A 26,319-nucleotide genomic window follows, 5' to 3' on the forward strand; every position below is an offset into this window, starting at 1 on the left:
CCATATCGCAGGCACTGGCGGATTTCGCAGGCGAAAAATGCAACGACAATTGCCCGATTTAAAGGCGGTTTGCTTTCGATAGTCGCGGCTTTAGCCTCGTGGCATGCTGAGGGTTAAGGTTCGACCGGATTTCACATAGCTAAGCCGCCCATCCGTGATGCCTGCAACCCGGCCCCCATCCACACGGTCCCCAACTTCCACGTTGATGACCCGTCCTGACGGGAGCCTGACCAGAGCACGGGGGTTGCGTGAGGTGCCGAAGGTGCCCAGCAAGTTGACTTCGGCCAAGTTCAGTTTGCCGTTGGTCGTCGCACGCTCGCGTGCGGCTTTTGGCGAGGCTGCGCGCGGTGTGGTCACTTCCGTCGAAGCGATGGCTTGAACCGGCGTTCGAGCAGCGGCCGCTTTGAAAGCGGCGAGCTTTTGCGCGCTGCGGGCCGTTGGTCGCGGCCCCGCCGGAACGGCAAACGCCGTGGCCTGAGCGATTTGGGCGCTGTCTTCTTCTTGTGCGGATGCCGGGCGTTGTGACGGCGGCAGGCTGGCCAGTTCGGTTTCGGTCTTGCCACCTAGCCGGTCGCGTTCGAACCGTTCCAGCAGACGTTCTGGCCGCAAGCGCGGTTCAAGCCGGCGCAGGGGATCATCTTCAGGCAGATCGGCCCGGCGCAGCACGGTGACCGTTTCGGGCTCTACACGCTCTGGTCGGGGGCGCGTCTGTGCTGGGGGGGATCCGGCAACAACAAGAAAGCCGTCCGGCGATAAGCGGCCTTCTGGGCTTGGTCGGATCAGACCATTTTCATCTACGACATAAACCTGCTCGGGTGGGCCGGGTTGGGTCAGGCTGCCAGCGGCATTGGCCGCCGCGGGCGGCGTACTGATATCCGCAAGTGCCAGCGCATCGGTACGAAAGGAAAGGTCAATGCCCGGCAAAATCAGTTCATCGTCATCGGATACGTCAGCGCCTTGTGCCAACAACGGCGGCGGGGTGAAGAACGTAGCGATTTCGTTCATGCCGGTCGGGGCATCCATCGACGACAGTTCGGGCGAGGTGTCTCGCAAACTAGCCGTTTGCATTGGGTCCGCCGCGCGGCCTGCCATGGTCGGAACGGCGTGGCGCTTCGGTGCGGACGGAAGCGCAAGCGTTGTCACGATCGTGTCTGCCGATGGGCTTTGCGCCGACAAAATTGGCGCATCGATTGCGATCGGTCCACGGGCGGTGCCCGTCATCGAGTACAAAGCGCCAACCGCAAGGGCCAAAACCATGACACCGGCGGCAACTGCTTTACGCCCGACGGCGGGCAGGCGCTTGCCCCTTGCGCTTTTGGGGGCATCGGTTTCTTCATGATCTGGCAGAGGGGCCAGATAGGCCGGATCGCGACGCGCGATGACCATGGCTTTGTCCCGCGCTGCGGCCATGACATCAGCATCTTGGGGCTTCTGCGGGGGCCCACCCAAAGCCGCCGGGCGGTCACTTGCGCGGCCGTCAACAGTTGGGCTGCTGCGCAGGCCGAACCAAGGTGCGTGGGCCATGTTGCCATGTTCGGCAGCCCCAAGGCATCCAACGGGGTGGGTCCCCAAGGCTGCCAAAAATTCCTCGACCTCGTCCAGAACCTGAGCGCCAACCATGGCAATGTGCCGACCGTGCGTGTCGTCATGCCAGTCACATCTGGTGTCGCTTTGGTGGGGGGCTGGTGGTGTTGTGCGATCAATAACCTTCCGCACAATTTGTTCTTCGGGAAGAACCACGACCACCGGTGCGCTTTTTGCAGGGCTCAGCAACTCGGCCAAAGCATGCGGAAGGTCCGCCTCGCCGATACCTTCGGCGGCGGTGCCTTGAGGCTCCCAAGCCGCACCTGTCCAAAGGTGAAGTGCGGCGCGGTCCCCTGAAAGGTCAAGCGCGAATAGCTGTGTCATGTGCCTGCCGGGCCTGTGGCCGCGATCATTCTCTTTGCTCGTTGAGAGTACTGTATCAAATAAAAATTGTTTAGATAGACGCAAACGCATGTTTTATATTCGAACATCATTAACGGAGGCCACATGCCCCAGTTTCTTACACGCGGTCTTTTCTGCCTGGTGCTTTTCGTGACGCCGATGGCGGTTGCGGCAGATGAGCTTACGAGCATCATTTCGGTCAGCGGCCGGGGTGAGGTGCACGTGCCGCCAGATCAGATCACGCTTCGCGTGGGCGTGGTTGCGGAAGCGCGTTCAGCACAAGACGCAATTCAACTTATGAGCGATGATGCCAGACTGCTGCTTGAGGCTCTCGAAGATGCCGGCATTCCAGCGCAGGATGTGCAGACTACGATGCTTGATCTGCGCCCGGTGCGCGACCCGAACGGTGCGGTGCAGGGCCGCCAGTTGCGAATAATCGGTTTCGAAGCACAAACGCAGGTCACGGTGACCAGCAGGGATTTAATTGGCATTGGCGCGCTGTTCGATGACATCCTGGCGGCGGGCGCGAACCAGATAAACGGGTTTAACTTTGGCCTGCAAGATACTGAAAAAGCGTTAAATGAAGCGCGCGTACTGGCGGTGAAGGATGCGTTGGCCAAAGCCCAGCTTTACGCTGATGCTGCGGGCGTACCGCTTGGAGCAATCCTGGAAATCAGCGATGTGGCGACTGGGGGCGGCTTTGAAGCCGCGCCCCGGATGATGGCCGCAGATGCGGGCATTCCGATGGCCCCCGGCAGCCTGCACTTGTCGGCGCAGGTCTTTGTCACGGTGGCCATCGGCGAGTAAACCGCGTCAGGCGGTGGCTTTTGCCAGTGCTTGATCCAGATCGGCGATCAGGTCGGCAGAATCCTCAATGCCAATCGACAGCCGCACAACGTTAGGGGCTGCCCCTGCTGCCTTTTGCTGTTCTTCCGTCAACTGACGGTGCGTTGTCGAAGCCGAGTGAATTATCAGCGAGCGCGTATCCCCAAGGTTGGCGACATGGCTGAAAATCTCTAGCGCATCCACCAGTTTGATGCAGGCGTCGTATCCGCCTTTGACAGCAAAGGTGAACAGCGCGCCCGCGCCTTTGGGACACACGCTTTCAACGCGTCCATAATACGGCGAGGACGGAAGCCCTGCATACGTCACGAAATCAACCCGAGGGTCTTTTTCCAGCCAGTTCGCCACGGTCACGGCGTTCTCGACGTGGCGCTGCATCCGCAAGCTGAGCGTCTCGATCCCCATCAGCGTATAGTGGGCCGCCTGGGGATTCATTGTCATGCCAAGATCGCGCAGGCCAATGGCGATGCCGTGGAACGTGTACGCCAGTGGGCCAAATGTCTCGTGGAACTTGAGCCCGTGATAAGCAGGCTCTGGTGCGCTGAGCGAGGGGAACTTGTCTGAGGCGGACCAATCGAACTTGCCACTGTCGACGATGCAGCCGCCGGTTACGGTGCCGTTGCCAGTCAGGTACTTTGTTGTCGAATGCACGACCAGCGTGGCGCCATGTTCGATAGGGCGGCACAGATAGGGGGTGGCCGATGTGTTGTCGACGATGAGCGGCAGACCTGCCTTGTCCGCAACTCCGGCAATGGCCTTCAGGTCGGTGATGTATCCACCCGGATTGGCGATCGACTCGCAGAAGATCGCGCGTGTGTTGTCGTCGATGGCTGCTTCGACAGCCGCGAGATCGTCAAAATCAACGAAGGTTGCGGACCAACCGAAGCGCTTGATCGTCTGGCTGAACTGGGTGACGGTGCCGCCATAAAGACGTGTGGACACAACGACATTGCAGCCCGGTTGCATCAGCGGAAACAGGGCCATGATCTGGGCCGCGTGGCCGGACGAGCAGCATATCGCCCCGGCGCCGCCCTCAAGTGTCGCAATGCGTTCTTGCAGCACGGCCACGGTCGGGTTGGTCAGGCGCGAGTAGATGAAGCCGACTTCTTGCAGGTTGAAGAGTGCGGCGGCGTGATCTGCATCGCGAAACACATACCCTGTGGTTTGGTAGATTGGCGTTTGGCGTGCGCCTGTCGCCGGATCAGGCCGAGCGCCTGCATGAATCTGCAGCGTGTCAAAACCCATTGGTTGTGCGGTCATCGGTTAGTCCCCCCTTGGTGGTATTTTCCCATAGCAGTAGGGCATTGATCGGCGCATGCCAAGTTGTCCCGTTACAGCGGTTGAATGCATCGCTTTGGGTGCCTAACGTGGCGTCGGGTCTCGCGTTTCAGAGGGCCGGAGGAGCATAGGAAATTCAAATGACTTTCATCAGACCAGTTCTGTTATTTTCAAGCGCGCTCGCCTTGAGCGCAGTCGCCGCTGCCGCCGAAATTCGCATTGCCCATGTCTATGGCAAAACCGGGCCTTTCGAAGCCTATGCAGAGCAGTCGCATAATGGGCTCATGATGGGCCTCGAATTTGCCACCGACGGCACGATGATGGTGAATGGTGAGCCGATTGTGGTGATTGAAAAGGACACCCAGCTTGATCCCGCGCGCGGTCGGGCCTTGCTTGAAGAAGCATATGGCGACGACGAGGTGGCGCTTGCCGTGGGGCCTGTAAGTTCAGGCGTGGCGCTGGCGATGCTGCCCGTCGCCGAAGATTACGAGAAAATTCTGATTGTGGAACCTGCTGTTGCGGATTCGATTACCGGAAGCAACTGGAACCGCTATATTTTTAGGACTGGCCGCAATTCCAGCCAAGATGCGGTTGCCAATGCAATTGCTCTGGGCGCACCGGGGGTGAAAATCGCCACCTTGGCGCAGGATTATGCCTTTGGGCGCGACGGTGTTGCGGCGTTTCGCGAAGCACTGGCCGGAACCGGGGCAGATTTGGTTCACGAAGAATATGTGCCAAGCGACACCACCGACTTCACCGCCGCCGCTGAACGGATATTTACCGCGATGAAAGATATGGACGGTGATAAACGGTTGTTCCTTATCTGGGCGGGCGGCGGCAATCCCATGGGCAAAATCAATGCGATGGAACCGGAACGCTTCGGGATCGAGATTGCCACGGGCGGGAACATTCTTGCCGCGCTAGCGGCCTATAAGGATTTGCCCGGTATGGAAGGCGCGACTTACTATTACTACGACATCCCCGATAACCCGGTGAATGATTGGCTGGTTCAGGAACATCAGGCACGGTTTGGCACGCCGCCTGATTTCTTCACGGCCGGCGGTATGGCCGCAGGCATTGCGGTCGTCGAAGCGCTTCGTGCGGCGGGTACGTCGGAAACTGACGCCCTGATCGACGCAATGGAAGGTATGGAATGGGAGACGCCGAAGGGAACCATGCGGTTCCGCGCCGAAGATCACCAAGCCCTGCAATCCATGTATCACTTCAAGGTCCGTGTTGATCCAGATGTAGATTGGGCGATCCCAGATCTTGTGCGTGAATTGGGCATCGACGATTTGCCTGTTCCCGTGCGGAATTGATTGGGCGCTTATGCTGGAAACCCATGATCTGACAGTGCGGTTCGGCGGGCATACGGCGGTGGATGCCGTGTCCTGCCGGTTTCACACGGGCGAATTGACGGCGATCGTTGGTCCGAATGGCGCAGGGAAGACTACCTTTTTCAACCTTGTATCGGGGCAGGTGTTCCCGACCTCTGGACGGGTCACCCTGTCAGGGGCCGATATTTCCCGGCTAAGCCCAGCGGCGCGCACGCGGCGCGGCATTGGGCGCGGGTTTCAGCAGACCAACTTGTTTCCGGGGCTGACTGTGACCGAGAATGTGCGCTTGGCGGTTCAAGCGCGTCAACGCAAAGGGGGCAGGCTGTTACGGCTTGCCCAATCAGACAAGCAAATGGGCCGAGAAACTGACGCACTTCTGTCGGATGTGCGGCTGGAACGCATGGGCCGCCGGTTGGCTGCCGAATTGTCTCATGGCGAGCAAAGAATGCTCGAGGTTGCTCTTTTGATGGCGCTGCAACCCAGCGTTTACATGTTTGATGAGCCGACGGCGGGCATGTCCGCAGAAGAGGCGCCGTTGGTGCTGGGCTTGATCGACGCTTTGCGACGGGACGCGTCAAAGTCAATTTTGTTGGTTGAGCACAAGCTTGACGTGATCCGGTCGCTGGCTGACAGGATTGTCGTGCTCCACAACGGGAAACTTGTTGCGCAGGGCGCGCCCGACGAAGTTATGGGCCTGAAAATCGTTCAAGACGCGTATATGGGACAGGATTTGGTGAATGTCTGACGGTAGCGGCGACGACAAACTGAATTTGCGCGTTGATAGGCTCGCTGCGGCCATGGACGCAGCACGCGCGCGGGCGAGGGGGGAGACGCCGCCAGCGAAGCAAACCGGACCCCGTGTTAGAGTATCGCCGGATGACCGGGGCTCCACAGTCCCCGCCCAGCCCGAAGACACGCCTTCTGCACCCTACGATGTTCCGGAACACGGCGTAGTACGGGCTGATCGTGCAAACGAGGCTTCGGACCATGATATGACCGTGGAACCAGACGCGCCTGTGCCAGAAGAACGGGTTGCCGATCTTGATACAGGCCCCAAGCGCGAATGGGAACCGATCTTAAGTGAAGAACAGCTCACCGAGGATGCGCCCGCAGGGCCCGGTCCGATCTTGGAAGATCCACAAGACGCTGACGTTGCGCATAAGCCTGATACCGATTTTGACGGGGATCAACCGCCCTTTGAAGACCCCGAACTGGGTGGGCCGGTCGCTGATGCGACTGCGCCGGATGATGCGCGGATCGTGTCCCCTGATCCGGCGGATCCGCCTAGGGACATCCGCGACCCCGCGAGCCAATTTGAAACGCTTGTTCTGACCGAGGTTGCCCAGCCGGTTGGTAACGACGCGTCGAAACCTCTGTTGTTGACAGAAGAAAACAAGGTGCCCGCGCAAGCAAAGCCAGAACCTGACTTCGCGGCTCATGCGAAGACCGATGTAGAACTCGAAAAGGTCATGTTGGCGGCAGCCGCCCCAACGGTGCCTGAGCCTTCTGCAGCGTATCAAGGCCGGGGGGCGACATGGCAACGACCGGTCGGCCCGGCTTTGCTCTCCCTGGACGGTGTGCAAACAAATATTGGTCGCTATCACATTCTAAGTGATGTTGGGTTTGATGTGCCCTCGGGTGCGGTCACCATGCTGCTTGGTCGCAATGGGGTTGGAAAGACGACAACCTTGCGAACGATCATGGGGCTGTGGCACGCGCGAGCCGGGTCAATCCGTTTCGCGGGAGAAAAGATTGAGCACTGGCCACCGCATCGCATCGCGCGCGCTGGAATTGGATATGTCCCTGAAAGTATGTCAATATTTTCCGATTTGACCGTTGCGGAAAATGTGACCCTTGGGGCTGTATCCGGGCCGGTTTCCCAGCAACGGCTGGACTGGTTGTTCAGCCTCTTTCCGCAACTTGCGACATTCTGGCGGGTCCCGGCAGGCCATTTGTCGGGTGGGCAAAAACAGATGTTGGCCCTTAGCCGGGCGCTGGTCGAAAAGCGTCGGCTTTATCTTATTGATGAGCCGACAAAGGGGCTTGCGCCATCTGTGGTCTCGACAGTGGTCTCGGCAATTCGGGATTTGAAGTTGCAAGGAGCCACAATCCTGATGGTCGAGCAGAATTTCGCGGTGGCGCGCGCCCTTGGGGATCAATGCGTTGTCATGGATGATGGCCGTGTCACGTGGCGTGGCCAGATGAGTGACCTTGCCGACGATCCCGAGCTGCAAACCCGGTTGATGGGTCTGACGGGGGATGCCGCATGAGCGATGTTGGTGTGGCGGCAGCGCCGCGTGTGCAGAATACAGGCCGTTTTGCCGGTGTTGGCGGAGTCATGCCGTGGTTCTTGGTCCCGCTCATCATGGGCTTTGGTCTTCTCGCAATGGCGATTCAGGCTCTGCCAAACGACGGCGAAACCCTGTGGGGCGTTCTGTCATCGCCCGATCTGATGCGGGCGCGAACGCTGCCGGCAGTCGCGGCCATCTTGCCATCGTGGTTTACGCTCACCCTTGCGGGCCTCGCAATGGGCATGATGTTCTTTCTGATGGCGTCTGGTCTGACGTTGGTTTTTGGATTGATGGACGTGATCAATTTTGGCCACGGTGCATTCGTGTCTGTCGGGGCGTTTGTTGGGGTAAGCGTCCTTGCGGGTCTGTCGGGTTGGACATCAAGCCCCGAGATTGCATTGAACCTTGCGGCCATCGGCTTTGCGATCATGGCGGCAATGGCCGTCACCGGCGCCGCGGGACTGGTGTTTGAACGGGTTATTGTGCGGCCGGTTTACGGCGCGCATCTGAAGCAAATTCTGGTCACGGTTGGCGGGCTCATTATCGCAGAGCAATTGATTCACGTGATCTGGGGCCCTGCCGAGATTTACCTCAGTCGCCCCGAAAGCCTGAAAGGCGCCATCGTGTTCAAAGGTGTCGCGCTGGAAACCTATCGCTTACTTGCAGTAGCGATCGGTGTCGTAATCTTCGCGCTTATGAGTCTTGTTCTGAAATACACGCGGATTGGTTTGATCGTGCGGGCCGGCGTGCAGGACGGCGAGATGGTCGAGGCGATGGGATACCGGCTGCGGCGTGTGTTCATTGGTGTATTTGTGGCAGGGTCTGCTTTGGCGGGGCTCGGCGGTGTTCTGTGGGCGCTTTATCAGGAAGTTGTCACCGCGCATATGGGCGCTGATCTGATGGTGCTTGTTTTTGTCGTTGTCATCATTGGCGGGCTTGGGTCGGTAACCGGCTGTTTTCTGGGGGCCATGATGATTGGCCTCGTGCAAAATTATACTGCATTTGTGGAACCGAAGCTTGCTTTGGTATCGACCATCACAGTCTTGGTGCTTGTTTTGCTCTGGCGGCCGACCGGGATGATGTCCCGGTCCGGAGGGCGACAATCATGATCCGCATTTTGTCTGGAGATAAACCGGGTTCGCGGTTCTTGTCGCTGATCTTATTTGGCGTTCTGATCGCGTTGGCCTTTGCGCCCTTCTTGTTCGACGGCACTCGCGCGCTCGACACTGCGGCGCGGATTTGCATCTTGATCGTGCTGGCGGCCAGTTTCGATTTGCTGCTTGGCTATGCCGGGATCGTCAGCTTTGCTCATACGATGTTCTTTGGGCTAGGCGCATACGGCGTTGCGCTTGCATGCCTCAACTTGGAGCGGGGCTTTGGTGCACTGGCAGTCGGAACGGCGGCGGGTGCCGGTGCGGCGGCGGTTCTTGCACTCGTGATCGGGCTGTTCTCCCTGCGTGTGCGGGCAATTTTTTTTGCCATGATCACCCTTGCCGTTGCATCAGCCGTGGCTGTTTTGGTGTCGCAACTGTCGTATATCACCGGCGGCGAAGATGGTTTGACCTATCGCATTCCGCGTGAGTTGACAGCAGCCGTCCGGTACGGCGAGGTGCCAGAGTTTGCGCTGACTGCTGACTGGGTCTTGGGCGGCCAGCGGATCACCGGCAAGATTGCCAACTATTATCTCGTGTTCGGGGCGGCGCTTGCGTTGCTTTTGTTGATGCTGCGCATCGTCAATTCCCCCTTCGGCCGGGTGCTGCAAGCAATCCGCGAAAACGATTACCGGGCCGAGGCGATCGGATATTCCGTCGTGCGATACCGGATTGCCATCAGCGTGTTGTCCGCTGTCATCGCCGCGCTCGCGGGCTCATTGTTCGCCATCTGGCTGCGGTATGTCGGACCGGACACGACACTGAGTTTCGAGTTGATGATCGACATTTTGCTGATGGTCGTGATCGGGGGCATGGGCACCATTTATGGCGCGGTCATTGGTGCGGTGCTTTTGGTGCTGGCACAGTCATTCTTGCGCGACGTGATGTCCAGTGCAGCAGAGGCAACAGCGCAGTTACCCGTCTTGCCGCAACTTCTTGATCCCGACCGGTGGCTGCTTTGGCTTGGCTTGCTCTTTGTGCTCAGCGTCTATTTCTTTCCGACCGGGGTGGTTGGCAAGTTACGGCAACTTCGGCAAAGAAGGACGCAATCAGACTAGCCGATCCGCGCCTTCATTTCACGAAGCAGGCGGCTGTTCTTCTGCATCGCTTCCAGAACCGCGTCGAACGTATCAAGCCCGCGCGCCTCAAGCATCGGGATCATCCGCTGAAACACCTCGGCAGTTGCGATCGTGTCCCCCAAGGCGGTGTGCCGGTCCTCTTCCGGGATAACCACGCCAAAGCGATCTGCAAGCGCATCAAGCGTGTGTGTTTCGCCCTGTCCGAACAAGATGGCCGACAGCAAGACCGTATCAAACACCGGATGATCAAAGCGCGCTCCGATCCGGTCGGCTTGCTTGTGAAAAAACGCCATGTCGAAAGGCGCGTTGTGAGCCACCAGAACCGCGTGTTCGCATATCCGGTGGAACCGCGCCCCCACCACATCAATCGTTGGCGCACCGGCCACCATCTCGTCGGTAATCCCGTGCACCTTGGTTGACGCGGCAGGGATAGAGCGTTCCGGATCGACAAACTGGTTCAGTGTTTCGCCATCGACCCGCTTTCCATTGACCAATCGAACGGCCGCGAGTTGCACGATTTCGTCGCCGCCCTTGGGATCAAGTCCTGTGGTTTCCGTGTCAAACACCACATAGGTCAGGTCGCGCAGTCGTTTGCCCGATTTACTTCCATCGGGCACTCGGTTCAGCAGATCAAAGTCGAACACGGTTGGTCGTTCAGCGATCTTGCTGGCATTCAAGTCTATTGGTGTGGTCCGCTGCGCATGATGCAGCGGAAGTACAAGCGCCGCGCGACCGTCCTTGAGCCGCTGAGGCCAGATATCGGTGTTGTGGAAATCCAGAATCTCGCGCCCGGTGACGGCCAGTGGACTATCGCGGACCGGTTCGTCCAGTTCCGCAAGCAGCATTTCCATAGCCATCAGCCCGCCCTGCCAACCGATGGTCAGAAGCGCGCCGGGGCTGTCGTCTGTCACATCGATGGTAAAGGCTTTTGCGAGCCCGCTCTCGACGGCGCGTTCAATCAACGCCGCCAAGATGTTGACCAACGCAAAAGCATCGCAATGAAGCTGCAAGAAAACTGTCGGCGCGGAAATGGACGGACCGTCATCGCCCAATTGTCCGCGAAGCGCGTCAATCAAATGCGATGCCCGCACATCTTGCATGGGCCACCACATGTCTTGGCGTGCATCGTGACGCATACTGACGCTCTGAACGATCGCTGTAAGCTCCATCGCTTCGCGGCGGATGTCGGCCGTGAGGCGTTCTTCAAGTTCAGGATGGGCTTCGTCCATATCCAGCAGGGCCCGCAGGCTGGCGGCAGGCGCACGAAGTGAATTGACTGTCTCTGATAGCAGCCGTTCGCGTTCCGTGTGAAGCCGCAGATCCGAGGACACATCGCGCAAGGTCAATACATAGCCGGGAACGTTTCCTATGCCCAAGGCGCCCGAGACAAGCCGCATATGTGCGGCCAAGACCCGACTGCAGCCGGTTGTCGAAACAAGCAGTTCCGCGTCGTTCTCGTCGCTTGCCAGCAGCCGCCTATAGGTGCGCTGGATTGGACCTTCGCGAAGCAGATCGAACACTGACCGGTCAAGCCGTGGACGCCCTGTGCCTTGCAGCAGCTCCACCGCCGGCCCGTTGTAAAACACCAATCGGTGCGCGGCAGAGCACAACACGAGCCCGGCTTGAACGTCGGACAACAGGGCACCGAGTTGCGCTGTTTGCTCTTCCAAACGCTTTGTTTGTTCGGCAATCGAAAGTTCAATCTTACCGCGCGCATCCGACAATGTTTCGACCACAGCGCCCGCAGCAGGGGCAAGATCGCCAAGGTATCGGGCCGGGTTTGTGTCCATCTGGGCGTTGACGGTCGCATGGGTGCGTGCGCGCAGTTCGGAAGACAGCCGTTCAATCGCTTTGGCGACGTTTTCGTCGAACAACCACCAGACGGTGATGATTAGCCCGGTGACCAAGAATGCGGCCATGATGCCGCCCGTCATCAACGCACTGGCCGGATTGTCCGCTGCGCCTCGCGATGCTGCAAACCAAAGACTGCCAAGAATGACCACCACTGCGCCAAGCGCCAAAGCGGCAAAGAACAGGAAGACCCGAAGGCGCAGCGATAATCGTGTTAGCATCTTACGCGTACTCCGCCAGAACTTCCATCGCTGCCTTTCTGAAGGCCGCTGCGTCGAGCGGGAGTTTAAGTTGCACATCTGCCCCAAGTGCCTCGGCTCGCCGTTGATCAATGGCACGGTTGCTGTCCTGGACAACCATGAGCCGGGTCCGTGCAAATGTGTCGGACTGGCCGATGTTCTGGCACAGGCACTGCATTGCAGGGTTTCGCCCCATGACCACGGCCACAACCATATCCGGCGGATCAGCGCGCAGGGCCTCGAGTGTTGCCGGTTCATACCTCATCGGGCGTGCGCCGCCGCCAAGAGCGGCGATTTCGGCTTCGAACATGCGCGAAACAGCGGGAGTGTCACAGATCAGGGCGATTTTTGATCCAAGCGTCGCCCGGGTACCGTTTTCCGATTTCAAAGACATTATCCAACCTCCACATTGCACGCAGTTTGCAGAACCGGATCGTCGTTGGGCATATCCACCCATGCTTCCGGATCAACGGCGCCGTTTTCATCCAACTCGACGCCTTCCATCAGGTCGGCGCGGCGGCCTTCCTGACAATCGACCATGATGCGAACTTGACGGCCGGGGGCCCACCTGCCCATCAGGTAAAGATCGACCATCCGTTGACCGGGCAGGGCGGCATTGGTGCGAATTGTGCCCGTATCCACCGCGACAAAACGGTTTATCTGAGGGAAGGCATAGGTCCACGGTTTCCATGGTTTTGCATCTTCATTGGCCCACGCGATGACCACCTCGTCGGGCAATGCGCCCGACGTGCGTGGGTACCACGAATATTCCGACCAAATTGCAAATCCGATCATCGCGCCCCCCGCCACGGCTGGAACCAACCAGCGCGGCAAGCGTCCGCGTAATATCTTGTTGGCAAGCATCACGACACCGGCACCACCAATGCCCATGACGAATGTTGCGATCAGTTCCAGAAACATGGCTCCCCCCTTGTTTTCCGGCCCGAGAGGCGTGCTATCCGAGCATGCCCCGCGAGTGGCCAATGGCCGATTGCAGCGTCTTTATCACGACGAATGCATCCCGAAGATGACTTCGCTCAAAGTCCGACATATTTGACGGCGATAGATAATTATCCGGCTTCTTGCCGCGCCTCACCAAAGCTGCCTGATGGTCCAGGCGCGTTTGCGCGATCAGGTCATAGGCATCGAGCAGATCGCTCGCGCCGGACTTGCTTAGCAGATTGGCTTTGGCGGCGGCTTCAAGTCGGCCGCGCGTGTTCACAGCCGTCAGTTTTCCCTGAAGGGCGTAAACGCGCGCAAGGTCTGTGACGGGGACAACGCCATTGTGTTTCAGGTCGATCTGGTTTTTGTGCTCACCCGATCGAATGGTGGCGAAGCCCCGCAAAAGACCGAGTGGCGGTGTATGCTTGAGCGAGTTTGAAACCATGTGCGCCACGAAAATGCTGTTGCTCGCGGCTTTGCCAAGCGTGTCGGCTTGAAGGTCTTTGAACAATTCAGCTTCGCCGCCAATGACCCGCAGATCAAACATGACCGATGCCAGCATTTGTGCTTCCGGGCTGGGCTTTGCGATCCAGGTCTGGAAATACTCGCGCCAAACGCGCAGCGGCTGGCACCATTTCGGGTTGCTGGCCATCATGTCGCCGGGGCAATAGACGTATCCGCAGGTGTCCAGACCGTCACAAACAATGTCGGCCAGTTTCGCAAAGTACGCCATGTCATGTTCTGTCGCGCGGTCATCCACGATGATGCAATTGTCCTGATCGCTGACCCCGGTTTGCTCTCGGCGACCCTGACTTCCACAGGCAAGCCAAGCATAGGGCACGGGCGGCGGGCCTAGCTTGTCTTCTGCGATGGTCAAAAGGCGACGGGTCGCGGCATCGGCAATGTCAGTGATCAACCGGGTAACGACCTCGTGCCGGTTTCCGCTGCCGACCAACTGCACCAAAAGCTGCGGGATTTGTGCCGTTGTGCGGGCCATGCCTGCTGCGGTGCGGGCATGGGCGATATCGCTGACGAATTGTGCCGACGTCACAGCCTGAAGGCGTGTCAGGTCCGTTTGTGTGACCATACCGATGATCTTGCCGTCTTCCGCGATAGGCAAGTGCCCAATGTGGCGTTCATGCATGATGTGCAGAACGTCACTGGCCAACGCATCAGGGGGCAGGGTGATCGGCTTCGGGGTCATGATTGTTGTCACGGGAAGCGCACTGTCTATGGCTTCTGCAACAACGCGGTGTGACAGGTCTGTCGTTGTCACGATACCGCGGAGCATGTCATCTTCGACGACGGCCAAACTCGACACGTTGCGCGCCCGCATCTGCCGGGCAGCATCGCGGATCGATGTGTCGGGCGTGCAGCTGATTGGTGCGCTGGTTAGCAGGTTTGAAACTTGGGTCGTCGCAAGCGAAGGCGGCTGTTTGGTGTCTTGTGACGAGCGGTCGAAGAAACTTGCAAAACTGGGGTGGCTGTCCAGAAGGCGACGAAATTCGCCGACAGGAAGCACCAGCAAGGTACTGTCAGTGGCGGCAAATGCAGAGGTCACGGCAACGCCATCGCGCATCAGACCACGTTCGCCAAAGCTGTTGCGCGGTCCGAGGAGTGAGATCTGTGCACTGCGCTGGTCACGGATTTCTACAGATCCAGACATCACGACGAAAAGGCCCGGCATCTTCTGGCCGACCGTGTAAATTTCGGCACCGCGCTTGAAGTCGGCGGACTGAAAACTCGCGGCCACACGGGCAAGCTCTTCCGTGGGCAAGGTGTCGTACGGGTGTACGGAAACAAGGAAACGGCAAACGGGATCGGTGTTTTGGTCCATTGAAACAGTCTCCCTGAGTAAGGACCGGACGCAGAGAAAATCCCTGCGTCCGGCAAAGTCGTGGTGCGAGCCCTGTGGCGGGCTCGCATGGGCGGTGTCGATTAGTGATCGACCGCCGCGCCAGCGCCCTTGGGAACGCGGATGCTTTCGACCAGGTCCTGGATCTCCTGCGGAGGCTCATCCGTGGCGTTGGACACGAAGTAGGCAACAACGAAGTTCAGGACAGCACCGACGGAGCCGATGGCCGTGGACTGAATGCCCAGAAGCGAGCCGCTGATGGTGTCTTCGAACTGGTTTGTGCCAGGAATGAAGAACCAGCCTTTGTGCAAGAAGATGTAGACCAGCGTGAAGACCAGACCTGTCAGCATCCCTGCAACGGCACCGTGGTTGTTGATGCGCTTGAAGAAGATACCCATCATCAGTGCCGGGAAGATCGAAGCAGCGGCAAGACCAAAGGCAAGTGCCACGGTTTGAGCTGCGAAGCCCGGAGGGTTGAGGCCGAGGTAGGTTGCAACACCGATGGCAACAGCCATGGAGCCACGCGCGACCAGGAGTTCGTTCTTCTCGCTCATGTTCGGTGTCAACTGACCTTTGAAAAGGTCATGAGCAACCGAAGAAGAGATCGCCAGCAGCAGACCCGCAGCCGTCGACAGAGCCGCAGCCAAACCACCCGCAGCGACGAGACCGATCACCCAGCCCGGAAGCTGTGCAATTTCAGGGTTCGCCAGAACGAGGATGTCACGGTTCACCGTAAGTTCCGAACCTGTCCAACCACGGTCAGCGACCGATGCTTGGAACGCTTCGTTGCCGTCGTTGTACCACTGGATGCGGCCGTCACCGTTCTTGTCTTCAAACTTCAGAAGACCGGTTACTTCCCAGTTCTTCATCCAGTCTGGACGCGCACTGTATTCAACGGGCTCTTCCGCAACACCGTTCGGATAAACAGTGTCGATCAGGTTGAGACGCGCCATTGCGCCAACAGCAGGAGCCGTCAGGTAGAGCAGGGCGATGAACACCAGTGCCCAACCAGCGGACCAGCGTGCGTCGGCCACTTTGGGAACAGTGAAGAAGCGAATGATGACGTGCGGAAGACCCGCCGTACCGATCATCAGGGAGAACGTGAAGAGCACCATGTTGATGACGGAAGAAGGCGTGCCATCCTGAAGCGTGTACTCACGGAAACCAAGATCGGTGACCACTGCGTCAAGACGCGACAGAAGCGCCGTGCCGGATGCCGAGTGGTCGCCAAACAGACCAAGCGCCGGGATCGGGTTGCCTGTCAGTTGCAGCGAGATGAAGATCGCCGGAATGGTGTAGGCGGTGATCAGTACGCAGTACTGAGCAACCTGTGTGTAGGTCACGCCCTTCATGCCACCCAGAACGGCATAGAAGAACACGATCGCCGCACCAATCAGAAGGCCGGTTGTGTTGCCGACTTCAAGGAAGCGCGAGAACGCAACGCCAACGCCTGTCATCTGACCAATCACGTATGTGATGGATGCGACAACAAGACAAATAACGGCCACAAGGCGGGCAGTCGGGCTGTAGAAGCGGTCGCCGATGAATTCGGGAACGGTGAATTTGCCGAACTTGCGCAGGTAAGGTGCAAGTAGCAGAGCCAGCAGAACGTAGCCGCCGGTCCAGCCCATCAGGTAGGACGATGTGCTGTAGCCGCCGAACGCCAAGAGGCCGGCCATGGAGATGAACGACGCAGCCGACATCCAGTCAGCGGCCGTTGCCATGCCGTTTGTGACCGGGTGCACGCCGCGCCCAGCTGCATAGAATTCCGAAGTCGACCCGGCACGGGCCCAAATCGCGATGCCGATGTAAAGCGCGAAAGATGCGCCAACAAACAGCAAGTTAAGTGTAAACTGATCCATTTGTCCCTGGTTCCCTTACTCTTCGACGCCGTATTGCTTGTCGAGTTTGTTAACGCGCCACGCGTAGAAGAAGATCAGCGCAAGAAAGACAAGGATCGAGCCTTGCTGGGCAAACCAGAAGCCAAGATCAGCGCCACCAACCGGAATCCCGGCAAGCAATGGGCGCAGCAAGATGCCGAACCCGAACGAGCAAACTGCCCAAATAATCAAGCAGATCCGAATGATCCGAATATTGGCTGACCAATACTCATTGTTCGACGAATTATCCGCCATCGCGGTCACTCCCTTATGTATGGATGCAGGTTCCAAGCCACGGGAATTGCCCCCCGTGCCACGTCGCCTGCGGTTGCACTTAAAAGCCGGCGCCCCCTCCCTCGGGGCCGCCGACCTGGTTAGCTTGAAACGCCTGCTACGATTGCGCCCAGATCGCCTGCGACGCTCTGGATTCCACCCATGGCGTCCACACGTTTCAGGACGCCTTTGCCATCGTAATAGTCGATCAATGGTGCCGTCTGCGCGTGGTAAGCGGCAAGCCGCGACCGCACGGTTTCAGCATTGTCGTCTGCGCGGCGCTTCATTTCTGTACCGCCACACTTGTCACACACGCCTTCGACCGCTGGGGTCTTGAACGAGTCATGGTACCCCTCGCCGCAATTGGCGCAGGTGAATCGGCCAGAAACCCGCTCAACCATCGCCTCGTCCACAACGTCGAGAGAGACAGCGGCGTTGATCTTTTGACCGCTGGCTGTAAGCAAAGCGTCGAGCGCTTCTGCTTGCACCGTGGTACGGGGAAAACCGTCAAGGATCACGCCCGCTTGAGTGTCTGCCTCGGCCAAACGATCCTTCAGGATCGCAAGGACGATTTCGTCAGAGACAAGTTCGCCCGCTTCCATGACGGCCTTGGCCGCTTTACCTGCATCGGTTTCTGCGGCAACGGCTGCGCGCAGCAAGTCCCCGGTAGAAAGCTGCACTAGGCCAAACTTTTCTTCTAACATCCGCGCCTGGGTTCCTTTCCCGGCGCCCGGAGGGCCGAGAAGGATGAGCACTGCTGGTGTTGTTGTCACGTTATTTACTCCGTCCACTGTCTCAGGCCCGGTTCATTCGGTTTTCGATAAGATCGTCAACCACTGCCGGCTCTGCGAGCGTCGAAGTGTCGCCAAGGCTGCCGTAATCGTTTTCCGCAATCTTGCGCAGGATGCGGCGCATGATCTTGCCGGAACGTGTCTTTGGAAGGCCGGGCGACCACTGGATCAGATCGGGGCTGGCAATCGGGCCAATCTCGGTCCGGACCCAGTTACGCAGCTCTTTGCGCAACTCTTCAGACGGCTCTTCGCCATTCATCAAGGTGACGTAGCAATAGATGCCTTGGCCCTTGATCTCGTGCGGATAGCCAACAACAGCGGCTTCTGCGACCTTGGCGTGCGCCACAAGGGCGCTTTCGACTTCTGCGGTGCCCATGCGGTGACCGGAGACATTGATTACGTCATCGACGCGGCCAGTGATCCAATAATCGCCATCTGCGTCGCGGCGGCACCCGTCACCCGAGAAGTAGTAGCCTTTGTAATCCGAGAAATAGGTTTTTCCGAACCGTTCGTGATCACCCCAGATGGTGCGCATCTGACCCGGCCAGCTGTCCTTAAGGCACAGCACGCCTTCCGTGGGGCTTTCGTGGATTTCCTCACCAGACTGCGGATCAAGAACAACAGGCTGAACACCAAAGAATGGCTTCATGGCCGCGCCGGGCTTGGTTGCATGTGCGCCGGGCAGGGGTGTCAGCAAGTGACCACCGGTTTCAGTCTGCCACCAAGTGTCAACGATTGGGCAGGTGCCTTTGCCTACAACATCATTGTACCAGTTCCAGGCTTCGGGGTTGATCGGCTCGCCGACCGTGCCCAGCAGACGAAGAGAAGAGAGGTCGCATTTTTCGACGAACTCTGCGCCCTTGCCCATCAGCGCGCGGATCGCGGTCGGCGCTGTGTAGAATTGGTTGACCTTGTGCTTTTCGCATACCTGCCAAAAGCGGCTTGCGTCGGGGTAGGTCGGTACACCTTCGAACATGATGGTCGTCGCGCCGTTCGCCAGCGGGCCGTACACAATGTAGCTGTGTCCAGTAACCCAACCGACATCGGCTGTGCACCAGAAGATATCGCCGTCCTTGTAGTCGAAAACGTACTTGTGGGTCATTGCTGCGTACAGCAGGTAACCGCCCGATGTGTGCACAACACCCTTTGGTTGGCCGGTCGAGCCGGAGGTGTAAAGGATGAACAGCGGATCTTCGGCACCCACTTCGACAGCGCGGCATGTGTCATCCGCTTCTGCGTGAAGTTCCGAATAGTCGAAGTCACGACCGTCGACCCATGTTGTCTGCCCGCCGGTGCGCTTGACCACCAGAAGCTTGACTGTGTCCTTGCAGTGCAACAGCGCAGCATCTGCGTTAGACTTGAGGGGCGTGTTGCGACCGCCGCGAGGGGCGTAGTCGGCTGTAATGACAACTTTCGCATCGGCGCCGTTAATACGGGCGGACAGCGCGTCGGGCGAGAAGCCTGCGAAAACGATGGAATGGATGGCGCCGATGCGGGCACAGGCCAGCATGGCATAAGCAGCTTCGGGGATCATCGGGAGATACAAGATAACCCGGTCGCCCTTGCGAACACCCAATCCTTCAAGAATGTTTGCCATCTTGCAAACTTCTGTGTGCAGCATCTTGTATGTGATGTGCTTGGCGGGTTCGTCTGGGTTGTCGGGTTCGAAAATGATTGCTGTCTGATCGCCGCGTGTCGCGAGATGGCGGTCCACGCAATTGGCAGAAACATTCAATGTGCCGTCTTCGAACCACTTGATGCCAAGGTTATCAAGCGAGAAGTCGGTGCTTTTGACTTTGGTAAATGGCTTGATCCAATCAAGTGCTTTACCCTGCTCGCCCCAGAACGCTTCAGGATCTGCGACAGATGCAGCGTACATCTCGTCGTATTTTGCAGCGTCGATATTCGCGTCTTTTGCGAACTCTGCGCTAGGTGCATATGTGTTCGCTTCTTGACCTTGACCCGTCATCGAAGTCCTCCCGTCAAATTGTCTTCTGTGTGTGCCGGTGCCGTCGTGCGGTGCTGACCGCAGTAGACATCCAAACCCCCTATGGCACTGTACCACCTTCTGAAAACCGTTGAATAAGCCCGCAGAAACTCAACGGATTTCTGTAAAAAAATTTTCTCAGATTAGAAAAGGTGTGTAAAGCTTCGGTTTGGTTGGTTTTTTGTCAAGGATTTCCAACTGTTGGTTAATATGGGCTTGGGTCATTTCAAGGCTGTGCGAACAAAAAACGGTTACTTTGGGTCAGAAGCGCACAGTGTGACAAAATCGCCGCTGCGTGATCGTTTCAGCAAGAGCTTGCAACTAGGCGTTTTTCTGTTCGGCGCTAACACTGAATCACCCGTCCTAAGGCATGAATTCGCAACGTGTTGCGAGATGCGGTTGAGCGGGGCAGACTGTTGGCTTTTTGCGCCGTACCGTCACGATGTGGATGTTTCAGCAAGCACAACAAGGCCCATACGGTTTCAAGACGCGGGCGCTGTATGAATGTATTTTTCGCGCGGACCTGCGCGGCGTCGTCGAGCTGCCCAACACGCCAGATGCCGCTAAATCGACAGCCCATTGGTACTGTTCGCGCACCAATGGGCTGCTGAGCCATCTCTAATCAGTTACGGTCGGACCTGATTTCCTGTGCATGACAGCAGAGTCACACCAGCCGAGAAACCTCTTTCGCTGCCCGAACGAAGTCCGCAAAAAGCGGATGAGGGGCAAAGGGTTTGCTTTTCAGCTCTGGGTGGAACTGAACGCCGACATACCAAGGATGGTCGGCCACTTCGATGATTTCGGGCAACTTCCCGTCAGGAGACATGCCAGAGAACGACAAGCCCTTTTCCTCCAGCGCCTCGCGATAGCGCATATCTACTTCATAACGGTGGCGGTGGCGTTCTTCGATCACGGTGGTGCCGTAAATCCCTGCAACGCGCGATCCCTCACGCAAATGGGCACTGTAGCTGCCAAGGCGCATGGTCCCGCCCAAGTCATCATCTTTACTGCGGGCGACTGTGTGGTTGCCCTTCACCCACTCTTTAAGGTGATACACAACCGGCGTTAGGCTGCGACCTTCGCGGCCAAACTCTTCGGACCCTGCATCCTTCAATCCGGCCAGATTGCGCGCGGCCTCAACCACGGCCATCTGCATCCCAAGACAAATCCCGAAATAGGGGATGTCACGCGTGCGCGCATATTCCGCTGCCCTGATCTTACCCTCTGTGCCGCGCTCGCCAAATCCGCCAGGGACCAAGATCGCGTGGAAGCCTTCGAGATGCGGCGCAGGATCTTCGCTGTCGAAAATCTCTGCATCAATCCATTCCGACCGCACAGTGACGCGATTGGCCATGCCCGCGTGGGTTAGTGCTTCGGCGATGGATTTATAGGCATCGCCTAGCTGGGTGTATTTCCCCACGATGGCGATGCGGACTTCGCCCTCGGCAGTGACGATCCGGTCATGAACATCGTCCCAGCGCGACAGGTTCGGTTGTGGGGCAGGCGAAATCTGGAACGCATCCAGAACAGCCTGATCCAAGCCTTCACGGTGATATGCAAGCGGCGCATCGTAGATCGTGTCGAGGTCCAGCGCAGCAATGACCGACTCTGGCCGAACGTTGCAGAACAGCGCAAGTTTCTCGCGCTCTTTCTGCGGGATCGGGTTTTCAGCTCGGCATACAAGAATGTCCGGTGCGATGCCGATGGCGCGCAATTCCTTGACCGAGTGTTGGGTCGGTTTCGTCTTCAATTCGCCAGCCGCCGCAATCCACGGCAGAAGCGTCAGGTGCATGAAGATGCAATTACCGCGTGGACGCTCTTGCCCGAACTGACGGATCGCTTCGAAAAAGGGCAATCCCTCAATGTCGCCGACTGTGCCGCCGATTTCGCACAGCATGAAATCCACTTCGCCATCGCCGACCGCGATGAAATCTTTGATCTCGTTGGTGACGTGCGGGATAACCTGGATCGTTTTGCCAAGGTAATCGCCGCGTCGTTCCTTTTCCAAGACGTTGGAATAAATTCGCCCCGAAGACACACTGTCAGTCGCACGGGCGGACACCCCGGTAAACCGTTCGTAATGGCCAAGATCGAGGTCCGTTTCGGCCCCATCGTCTGTCACGAAGACTTCGCCATGTTCAAAAGGCGACATCGTGCCTGGATCCACGTTCAGGTAGGGGTCAAGTTTGCGAAGGCGCACCGTGAAGCCGCGGGCCTGCAGCAAAGCGCCAAGCGCTGCGGAGGCCAAGCCCTTGCCAAGCGACGACACAACGCCGCCGGTAATGAAGATATAACGTGTCATGCGCGGGATCCCCCTCGTGATGTGCTAAATGGGGCCGCGATCATCCGGCCCGGACACGCAGCATCACGGGGTTTCTAGTTACAGGATTCGGGGTGAAACCGCAACATACTGGGTGTGCTACGGGTTCATTTTCAACGGGTGGTGTGATTTACTCGGCGCGCGGAGGCAGGGCAGGCGCATCGCCGGTTGTTGGCGGCAACAAAGCATCGCCGGACGGCAACGTCGGCAAGGCTGGCCCGCCTGCATCATCAGAAGCTGGTGCGGATGGGGCGCTGATCCGGTCAAGCACCGAACTGTCGGCAGAATTGCGAGCTGCGACAATCGTCAGTGTGATGGAGGTCGCGATAAACGCTATGGCAAAAGCCCATGTGAGCTTACCTAAAGCGGTCGCTGCGCTGCGGCCGCTGGCGACACCACCGCCGCCTCCGACGCCCATACCCAAACCGCCACCTTCGGAGCGTTGAAGCAGGACTACGCCAATCAGGCACAGTGCAAGGATCAGGTGGACGATGAGAACGACGTTTTCCATGGGTCGGCGGCCTTTGTACGGTTTGGGGCTACGTAAGGGATGTGAGGCCCAGCCGCAAGGGTGGCAAGTACTCTACTGTGCGTGCGATGTGGGTGCGGCGCGCGTAAAGGCGGGTGTGGCCATGATCCAGCCCGTAACAAGGGCGCCGACCCACATGGAGGCAACAGCAACCCAAGCTGTCAATGCAAGCACCGCGCCACCTGAAACGCCAGCGCCAACGGCACACCCGCCCGCAAGCATGGCACCGAAACCCATCAGGACCGCGCCCATAAGATACCGTTCCATTCCTGTATCCGCATCGAACCGTTGCAGGTGAAATTCTTTGGTAACTACGGCCATCAAACCTGATCCTAAAAAGACGCCGGGCACGAGGCCGACACTGAAAGACAGCGTGAGCGCGCGTTCGTTGATCAAGCCCATCAGCGTGTCTGTGGCAGGGCCGGTGAATGTGACAGAGGAAACCGCTACAGGTTCAAAAGACATTTGGGCAATCGCGAATGTGCCAACCCAACCGATTGTGACCGCAACCCCGACAAGGGCCGCCGAAATGATGCGAGACGTTTCAAGGTTACCGCGACGCGCTGCAACAAGACCTGCAATCAGCATCCCAACGCCGAGTGCAAAGAAGGCTGGGCGCCCAAGCCCGGTCACCGCCACAAGATCGCGGGCCGCACCGCCTGATACGGTCCACATCCCAAAGATCGCCTCACGTGCCGGGGCCAGAACCCCGCGATAGGACGCTTGCGCCACCACGGTCAGCACGAGCCCCGTAATAAGGGCGCGCATGTTGCCGGTGCCCGAGAGCACGAGCAGGCGACTGGCACAGCCTCGCGCCAGGATCATTCCGGCCCCGAACATCAATCCGCCAATAATCGCTCCGGACAGGCTTCCGACGCCGCTGATTTGCCGGGTCTGTGACGGGTCGAGCAGGCCGGTGATGACAGCCCCTTGGGTCAACAGAAGAGCCGTGGCAAAGACGATCAACCAGATGCCAAGTTTGGGGCCCGCGCGGCCTGAGCCCAGTTCCGCAGTCGCCGCTCTTAGGCAAAAGCGTGAATGTTGCGCGGCGGCCCCAAAAAGCAGGCCCACGGCGAGCCCTAAAGCAAAAAGGGTTTCGGCATCGCCGAAGCGATTGAGAATGACGTCAAGCACGGCGGCCCCCAATTTCAGTTGGCGCAACGTAAGCCTGGTCGCACCGGCCCTGAATGATTTGCATCAAACCACCGACACGCGGTGTTAGAATTCTGTGGCTTCCGACACGATTGAGGCGAGCAGGTTCTGCACTTCTTGCATCGGTCCGTCGGGATACACCCTGTGACCAATCACAACGTCGCCTTCTGGCATTTCAGCCACGAAAATTCCGTAAGGGCAGTGCGCAATGTTCATGCGGTCTGCTTCCATGACCTTTCTAGAGGTGACAGCAGAGCAGAACAGGTACATGTCGGCCTCTGTGAAGAGATCGACATCACTGCCAACCGCGTCTTTGGTGCGCGCCAGCATTTCACCAACATGGCTCACATGATCGACGACAAGTCCACGCCCCACGATGGCCGTTTCTATTGCAAATGTGGCGTCGCCAAAATCGCCGTCAAACTGGGTCGTCACAAATGCCTCTTGTGCAGTTGCTGGCAAGGTGAGCGTCGCGGCAAGGCAGGCTGCGAACAGGCGTGAAGCGATGCGGGTCATGGAATCCTCGATGGGGTTGGCGCACCGACCGCGAAACAGCAGCCGGTGCACAGGATCAGCCGAACATGTCGGCGGTTATGGCATCATACCAGCCAAGGCTTTCACGATACGTCGCCGCACGCAAATCGCCAGCCTCGCCGGTTTGGCTGATGAAGCTGTCGACCGACGCGATCTTTTCGTCAGTTGCAATATAGCTTGCCCCAACCTTTACCCCGTTGTCCGTGTCGATCAACGACCAGCATGTGTTGGAGAATTTCGCCGGGAATACGCGTGATCCGGTCAGTGCGCCACGCACCGCCATTGCTGCGACCTTTGCCTGACTGTTTGCGGCAAAGCCTGATTTGGGCATGTCGCCCTGCGCTGCTGCGTCCCCAAGGATATGGATGTTCTCGTCCATTCTGCTTTGCATCGTCGCGGGAACAACAGGGGCCCAGTTACCTTCAGTGAGCGCCGCGGCATGGGCGATTTGACCGGCTTTCATGGCCGGGATCACATTACATGCATCAGCCTTTACGACTTCACCGTCGATCAACACTTCCATGCTGTCCGGCCGCACTTCGACGTTTCCACCGCCAAAATCAGACCCGATCCAATCCACCATGCCCGGGTAAAGGTCGTTCCAACCTTCTTGGAACAGCGCCATCTTCGAGAATTTCTCTTTCGGGTCGGCGACCACGATCTTGGCCGTCGGGTTTGCCTCGCGCAGGTAATGGGCGATCATAGAGACGCGTTCATACGGCCCCGGTGGGCAGCGGTATGGGTTGGGCGGAGCAACCATCACAAAAGTGCCACCCTCTGGCATGGCCGCAATGCGGGCTTTCAGAATTTCGGTTTGCGAGCCACCTTTATAGGCATGGGGCATCGCATTTTGCGCCGCGACAGACCAGCCAGGCACCGCATCATCGATAAAGCCGATACCGGGTGCGATAATGAGGCGGTCATAGGGAATGGACCCGCCGCCCGCCAACGCGACCGTGCGTGCGTCACGGTCGATGCCGGTCGCCCAGTCATGTACGACGTTGATGTCATTATCCGCTGCAAGCTTGCCATAGGAGTGGGCGAGCGAGTCAATACTGCGGAACCCGCCAAGATAGAGGTTGGAGAAGAAGCAGGTGTAGTAGCTGCGGCTGGGTTCGATCAGGGTTACGTCAATCGCGCCGCCGCTGTCTTTCGCAATGTACCGCGCCGCCGTTGCGCCGCCGGCGCCGCCGCCGATCACGACAGCCCGTGGCCGCGTTTGAGCCCCCAGCATAGGGGCGGCAAGCGTGCCAGCGACTGCTGCAGTTGTGCCGATGAAATGGCGTCTTGTTAGTGTCATGGTGTTTCCTCCCAAAAACACCCGCACCCGGTTAATCCGGGGTTAGGGATGCAAAATACGCAGCAAGCGCCGCGATCTCTTCATTGCTGAGCCGCGCGGCAACCATCTGCATGGCCGGGTGCGGGCGCAGTTGTTCTTTGTAGGCGTGCAAGGCGATCACGAAGTCATCCTCTGGCCACAGGGTGATTGACGGAATCCCCGTGTCTGCGCCTTGCGGGCTATGACAGGTGATACATTCGCCAGATAGGTACTCACCATACTCTGGATCCCCATCAAGAGCGAGGATCGCCGGGTCCAGATCATGACCTGCATCCGAAGCCGTTGGGGGACTTTCGGGAATGTCAGACGGCTTGGCAGAATAGGCGCGCAAAAAGGCAAGCACGTCAGAACGATCGGTCGCATCTGCCATGCCGCGATAACTCATCCGAGTGCGTGATACGAGCGCGCGGGGGTTTTCCAGATATGCGTCGAGGTTGCGATAGGCCCAGACCAAGCCATCGTCGCCCATGCGCTGCATCGATTTGGAATAGGCAAAGCCGGGAATGCTTCCCGCTTGCCGGTCAAAAATTTCGTTGAGGTGTGGACCGATACGGTTGGTTGCACCGGGGCCAATCTGGTGGCACCCGCTACATTCCTGAAATAATTCTGCGCCGCGATCTGCGTCGCCGCCTGCAAGCGCATCGTCAGTCTCTTGCGCAGCCAAGGGAGCCATCTGAGCAAGAATGGCAACCAAGGCAGCTGCGCCCAAGTTCATTCCAAAG

The 26,319-nt window shown here is 58.5% G+C and carries 22 protein-coding genes; 6 read left to right on the plus strand and 16 right to left on the minus strand.

From position 1 onward, the window contains the following. Nucleotides 1–90: 90 nt before the first annotated feature. Nucleotides 91–1,908: a hypothetical protein gene (locus E2L05_RS04170; protein ID WP_133341631.1), complete on the minus strand. Its 1,818-nt coding sequence runs from the start codon at nt 1,906–1,908 to the stop codon at nt 91–93. Nucleotides 1,909–2,031: 123 nt separating this feature from the next. Between E2L05_RS04170 and E2L05_RS04175 the strand changes: the two genes are divergently transcribed. Further along, on the plus strand, nt 2,032–2,733 hold the full coding sequence (locus tag E2L05_RS04175; protein WP_133341632.1) for an SIMPL domain-containing protein: 702 nt from the start codon (nt 2,032–2,034) through the stop codon (nt 2,731–2,733). A gap of 6 nt (nt 2,734–2,739) precedes the next feature. On the opposite strand, the gene E2L05_RS04180 is transcribed toward E2L05_RS04175, so the two are convergent. After that, nucleotides 2,740–4,029 carry an O-acetylhomoserine aminocarboxypropyltransferase/cysteine synthase family protein gene (locus tag E2L05_RS04180; RefSeq protein ID WP_133341633.1) on the minus strand — a complete coding sequence of 430 codons (1,290 nt, stop codon included), beginning with the start codon at nt 4,027–4,029 and terminating at the stop codon, nt 2,740–2,742. Nucleotides 4,030–4,187: 158 nt separating this feature from the next. Here E2L05_RS04180 and E2L05_RS04185 point away from each other — a divergent pair, with 158 nt between their 5' ends. From E2L05_RS04185 to E2L05_RS04205, 5 genes are all read left to right on the plus strand, one after another. Then, nucleotides 4,188–5,366, plus strand: coding sequence for a substrate-binding domain-containing protein (locus E2L05_RS04185; RefSeq protein ID WP_133341634.1), 1,179 nt, complete (start codon nt 4,188–4,190; stop codon nt 5,364–5,366). 10 nt (nt 5,367–5,376) lie between these two features. Continuing rightward, nucleotides 5,377–6,129, plus strand: coding sequence for an ABC transporter ATP-binding protein (locus E2L05_RS04190; protein WP_133341684.1), 753 nt, complete (start codon nt 5,377–5,379; stop codon nt 6,127–6,129). Beyond that, nucleotides 6,122–7,654: an ABC transporter ATP-binding protein gene (locus E2L05_RS21290; RefSeq protein WP_341776724.1), complete on the plus strand. Its 1,533-nt coding sequence runs from the start codon at nt 6,122–6,124 to the stop codon at nt 7,652–7,654. The genes E2L05_RS04190 and E2L05_RS21290 overlap by 8 nt, the downstream gene beginning before the upstream one ends. A 182-nt stretch (nt 7,655–7,836) precedes the next feature. Next, nucleotides 7,837–8,784: a branched-chain amino acid ABC transporter permease gene (locus E2L05_RS04200; RefSeq protein ID WP_243721863.1), complete on the plus strand. Its 948-nt coding sequence runs from the start codon at nt 7,837–7,839 to the stop codon at nt 8,782–8,784. Further along, entirely contained in the window at nt 8,781–9,884 is a 1,104-nt protein-coding gene (locus E2L05_RS04205; protein ID WP_133341635.1) for a branched-chain amino acid ABC transporter permease, read from the plus strand. The genes E2L05_RS04200 and E2L05_RS04205 overlap by 4 nt, the downstream gene beginning before the upstream one ends. Here the strand turns inward: E2L05_RS04205 and E2L05_RS04210 are convergent. From E2L05_RS04210 to E2L05_RS04270, 14 genes are all read right to left on the minus strand, one after another. Continuing rightward, nucleotides 9,881–11,977 carry a 3'-5' exonuclease gene (locus E2L05_RS04210; RefSeq protein ID WP_165971686.1) on the minus strand — a complete coding sequence of 699 codons (2,097 nt, stop codon included), beginning with the start codon at nt 11,975–11,977 and terminating at the stop codon, nt 9,881–9,883. The two genes, E2L05_RS04205 and E2L05_RS04210, sit on opposite strands and share 4 nt — an antisense overlap. 1 nt (nt 11,978) lies before the next feature. Beyond that, nucleotides 11,979–12,389 (minus strand): hypothetical protein, encoded by a 411-nt coding sequence (locus tag E2L05_RS20695; protein ID WP_165971687.1) that lies wholly within the window; start codon nt 12,387–12,389, stop codon nt 11,979–11,981. After that, on the minus strand, nt 12,389–12,916 hold the full coding sequence (locus tag E2L05_RS04215; protein WP_133341637.1) for a hypothetical protein: 528 nt from the start codon (nt 12,914–12,916) through the stop codon (nt 12,389–12,391). The genes E2L05_RS20695 and E2L05_RS04215 overlap by 1 nt, the downstream gene beginning before the upstream one ends. Before the next feature lie 34 nt (nt 12,917–12,950). After that, on the minus strand, nt 12,951–14,774 hold the full coding sequence (locus E2L05_RS04220) for a DUF294 nucleotidyltransferase-like domain-containing protein (protein ID WP_133341638.1): 1,824 nt from the start codon (nt 14,772–14,774) through the stop codon (nt 12,951–12,953). A 101-nt stretch (nt 14,775–14,875) separates the two neighbouring features. Further along, nucleotides 14,876–16,654, minus strand: coding sequence for a sodium:solute symporter family protein (locus E2L05_RS04225; RefSeq protein ID WP_133341639.1), 1,779 nt, complete (start codon nt 16,652–16,654; stop codon nt 14,876–14,878). A gap of 15 nt (nt 16,655–16,669) precedes the next feature. Continuing rightward, complete coding sequence (locus E2L05_RS04230) at nt 16,670–16,927, minus strand: DUF4212 domain-containing protein (RefSeq protein ID WP_133341640.1); 258 nt, start codon at nt 16,925–16,927, stop codon at nt 16,670–16,672. A gap of 119 nt (nt 16,928–17,046) precedes the next feature. Then, nucleotides 17,047–17,736, minus strand: a complete 690-nt coding sequence (locus tag E2L05_RS04235) for an adenylate kinase (protein WP_133341641.1) — start codon at nt 17,734–17,736, stop codon at nt 17,047–17,049. A 4-nt stretch (nt 17,737–17,740) separates the two neighbouring features. After that, a complete protein-coding gene (gene acs / locus E2L05_RS04240; RefSeq protein WP_133341642.1) occupies nt 17,741–19,705 on the minus strand; it encodes an acetate--CoA ligase in 1,965 nt (654 codons plus the stop codon). Nucleotides 19,706–20,387: 682 nt separating this feature from the next. Continuing rightward, nucleotides 20,388–22,025: a CTP synthase gene (locus tag E2L05_RS04245; RefSeq protein ID WP_133341643.1), complete on the minus strand. Its 1,638-nt coding sequence runs from the start codon at nt 22,023–22,025 to the stop codon at nt 20,388–20,390. Between the two features lie 148 nt (nt 22,026–22,173). Continuing rightward, complete coding sequence (gene secG, locus E2L05_RS04250) at nt 22,174–22,554, minus strand: preprotein translocase subunit SecG (protein ID WP_133341644.1); 381 nt, start codon at nt 22,552–22,554, stop codon at nt 22,174–22,176. A 72-nt stretch (nt 22,555–22,626) separates the two neighbouring features. Beyond that, nucleotides 22,627–23,706, minus strand: a complete 1,080-nt coding sequence (locus E2L05_RS04255; protein WP_133341645.1) for a YeeE/YedE family protein — start codon at nt 23,704–23,706, stop codon at nt 22,627–22,629. An 84-nt stretch (nt 23,707–23,790) separates the two neighbouring features. Continuing rightward, nucleotides 23,791–24,240, minus strand: a complete 450-nt coding sequence (locus E2L05_RS04260; RefSeq protein WP_243721858.1) for a DUF302 domain-containing protein — start codon at nt 24,238–24,240, stop codon at nt 23,791–23,793. A 55-nt stretch (nt 24,241–24,295) separates the two neighbouring features. Beyond that, nucleotides 24,296–25,558 (minus strand): NAD(P)/FAD-dependent oxidoreductase, encoded by a 1,263-nt coding sequence (locus E2L05_RS04265; RefSeq protein WP_133341646.1) that lies wholly within the window; start codon nt 25,556–25,558, stop codon nt 24,296–24,298. Between the two features lie 31 nt (nt 25,559–25,589). Further along, nucleotides 25,590–26,270: a c-type cytochrome gene (locus E2L05_RS04270; RefSeq protein WP_133341688.1), complete on the minus strand. Its 681-nt coding sequence runs from the start codon at nt 26,268–26,270 to the stop codon at nt 25,590–25,592. Nucleotides 26,271–26,319 lie beyond the last annotated feature (49 nt).

This window comes from Meridianimarinicoccus aquatilis, from assembly GCF_004358675.1.
In the GTDB taxonomy this organism is placed as follows: Bacteria; Pseudomonadota; Alphaproteobacteria; order Rhodobacterales; family Rhodobacteraceae; genus Meridianimarinicoccus; species Meridianimarinicoccus aquatilis.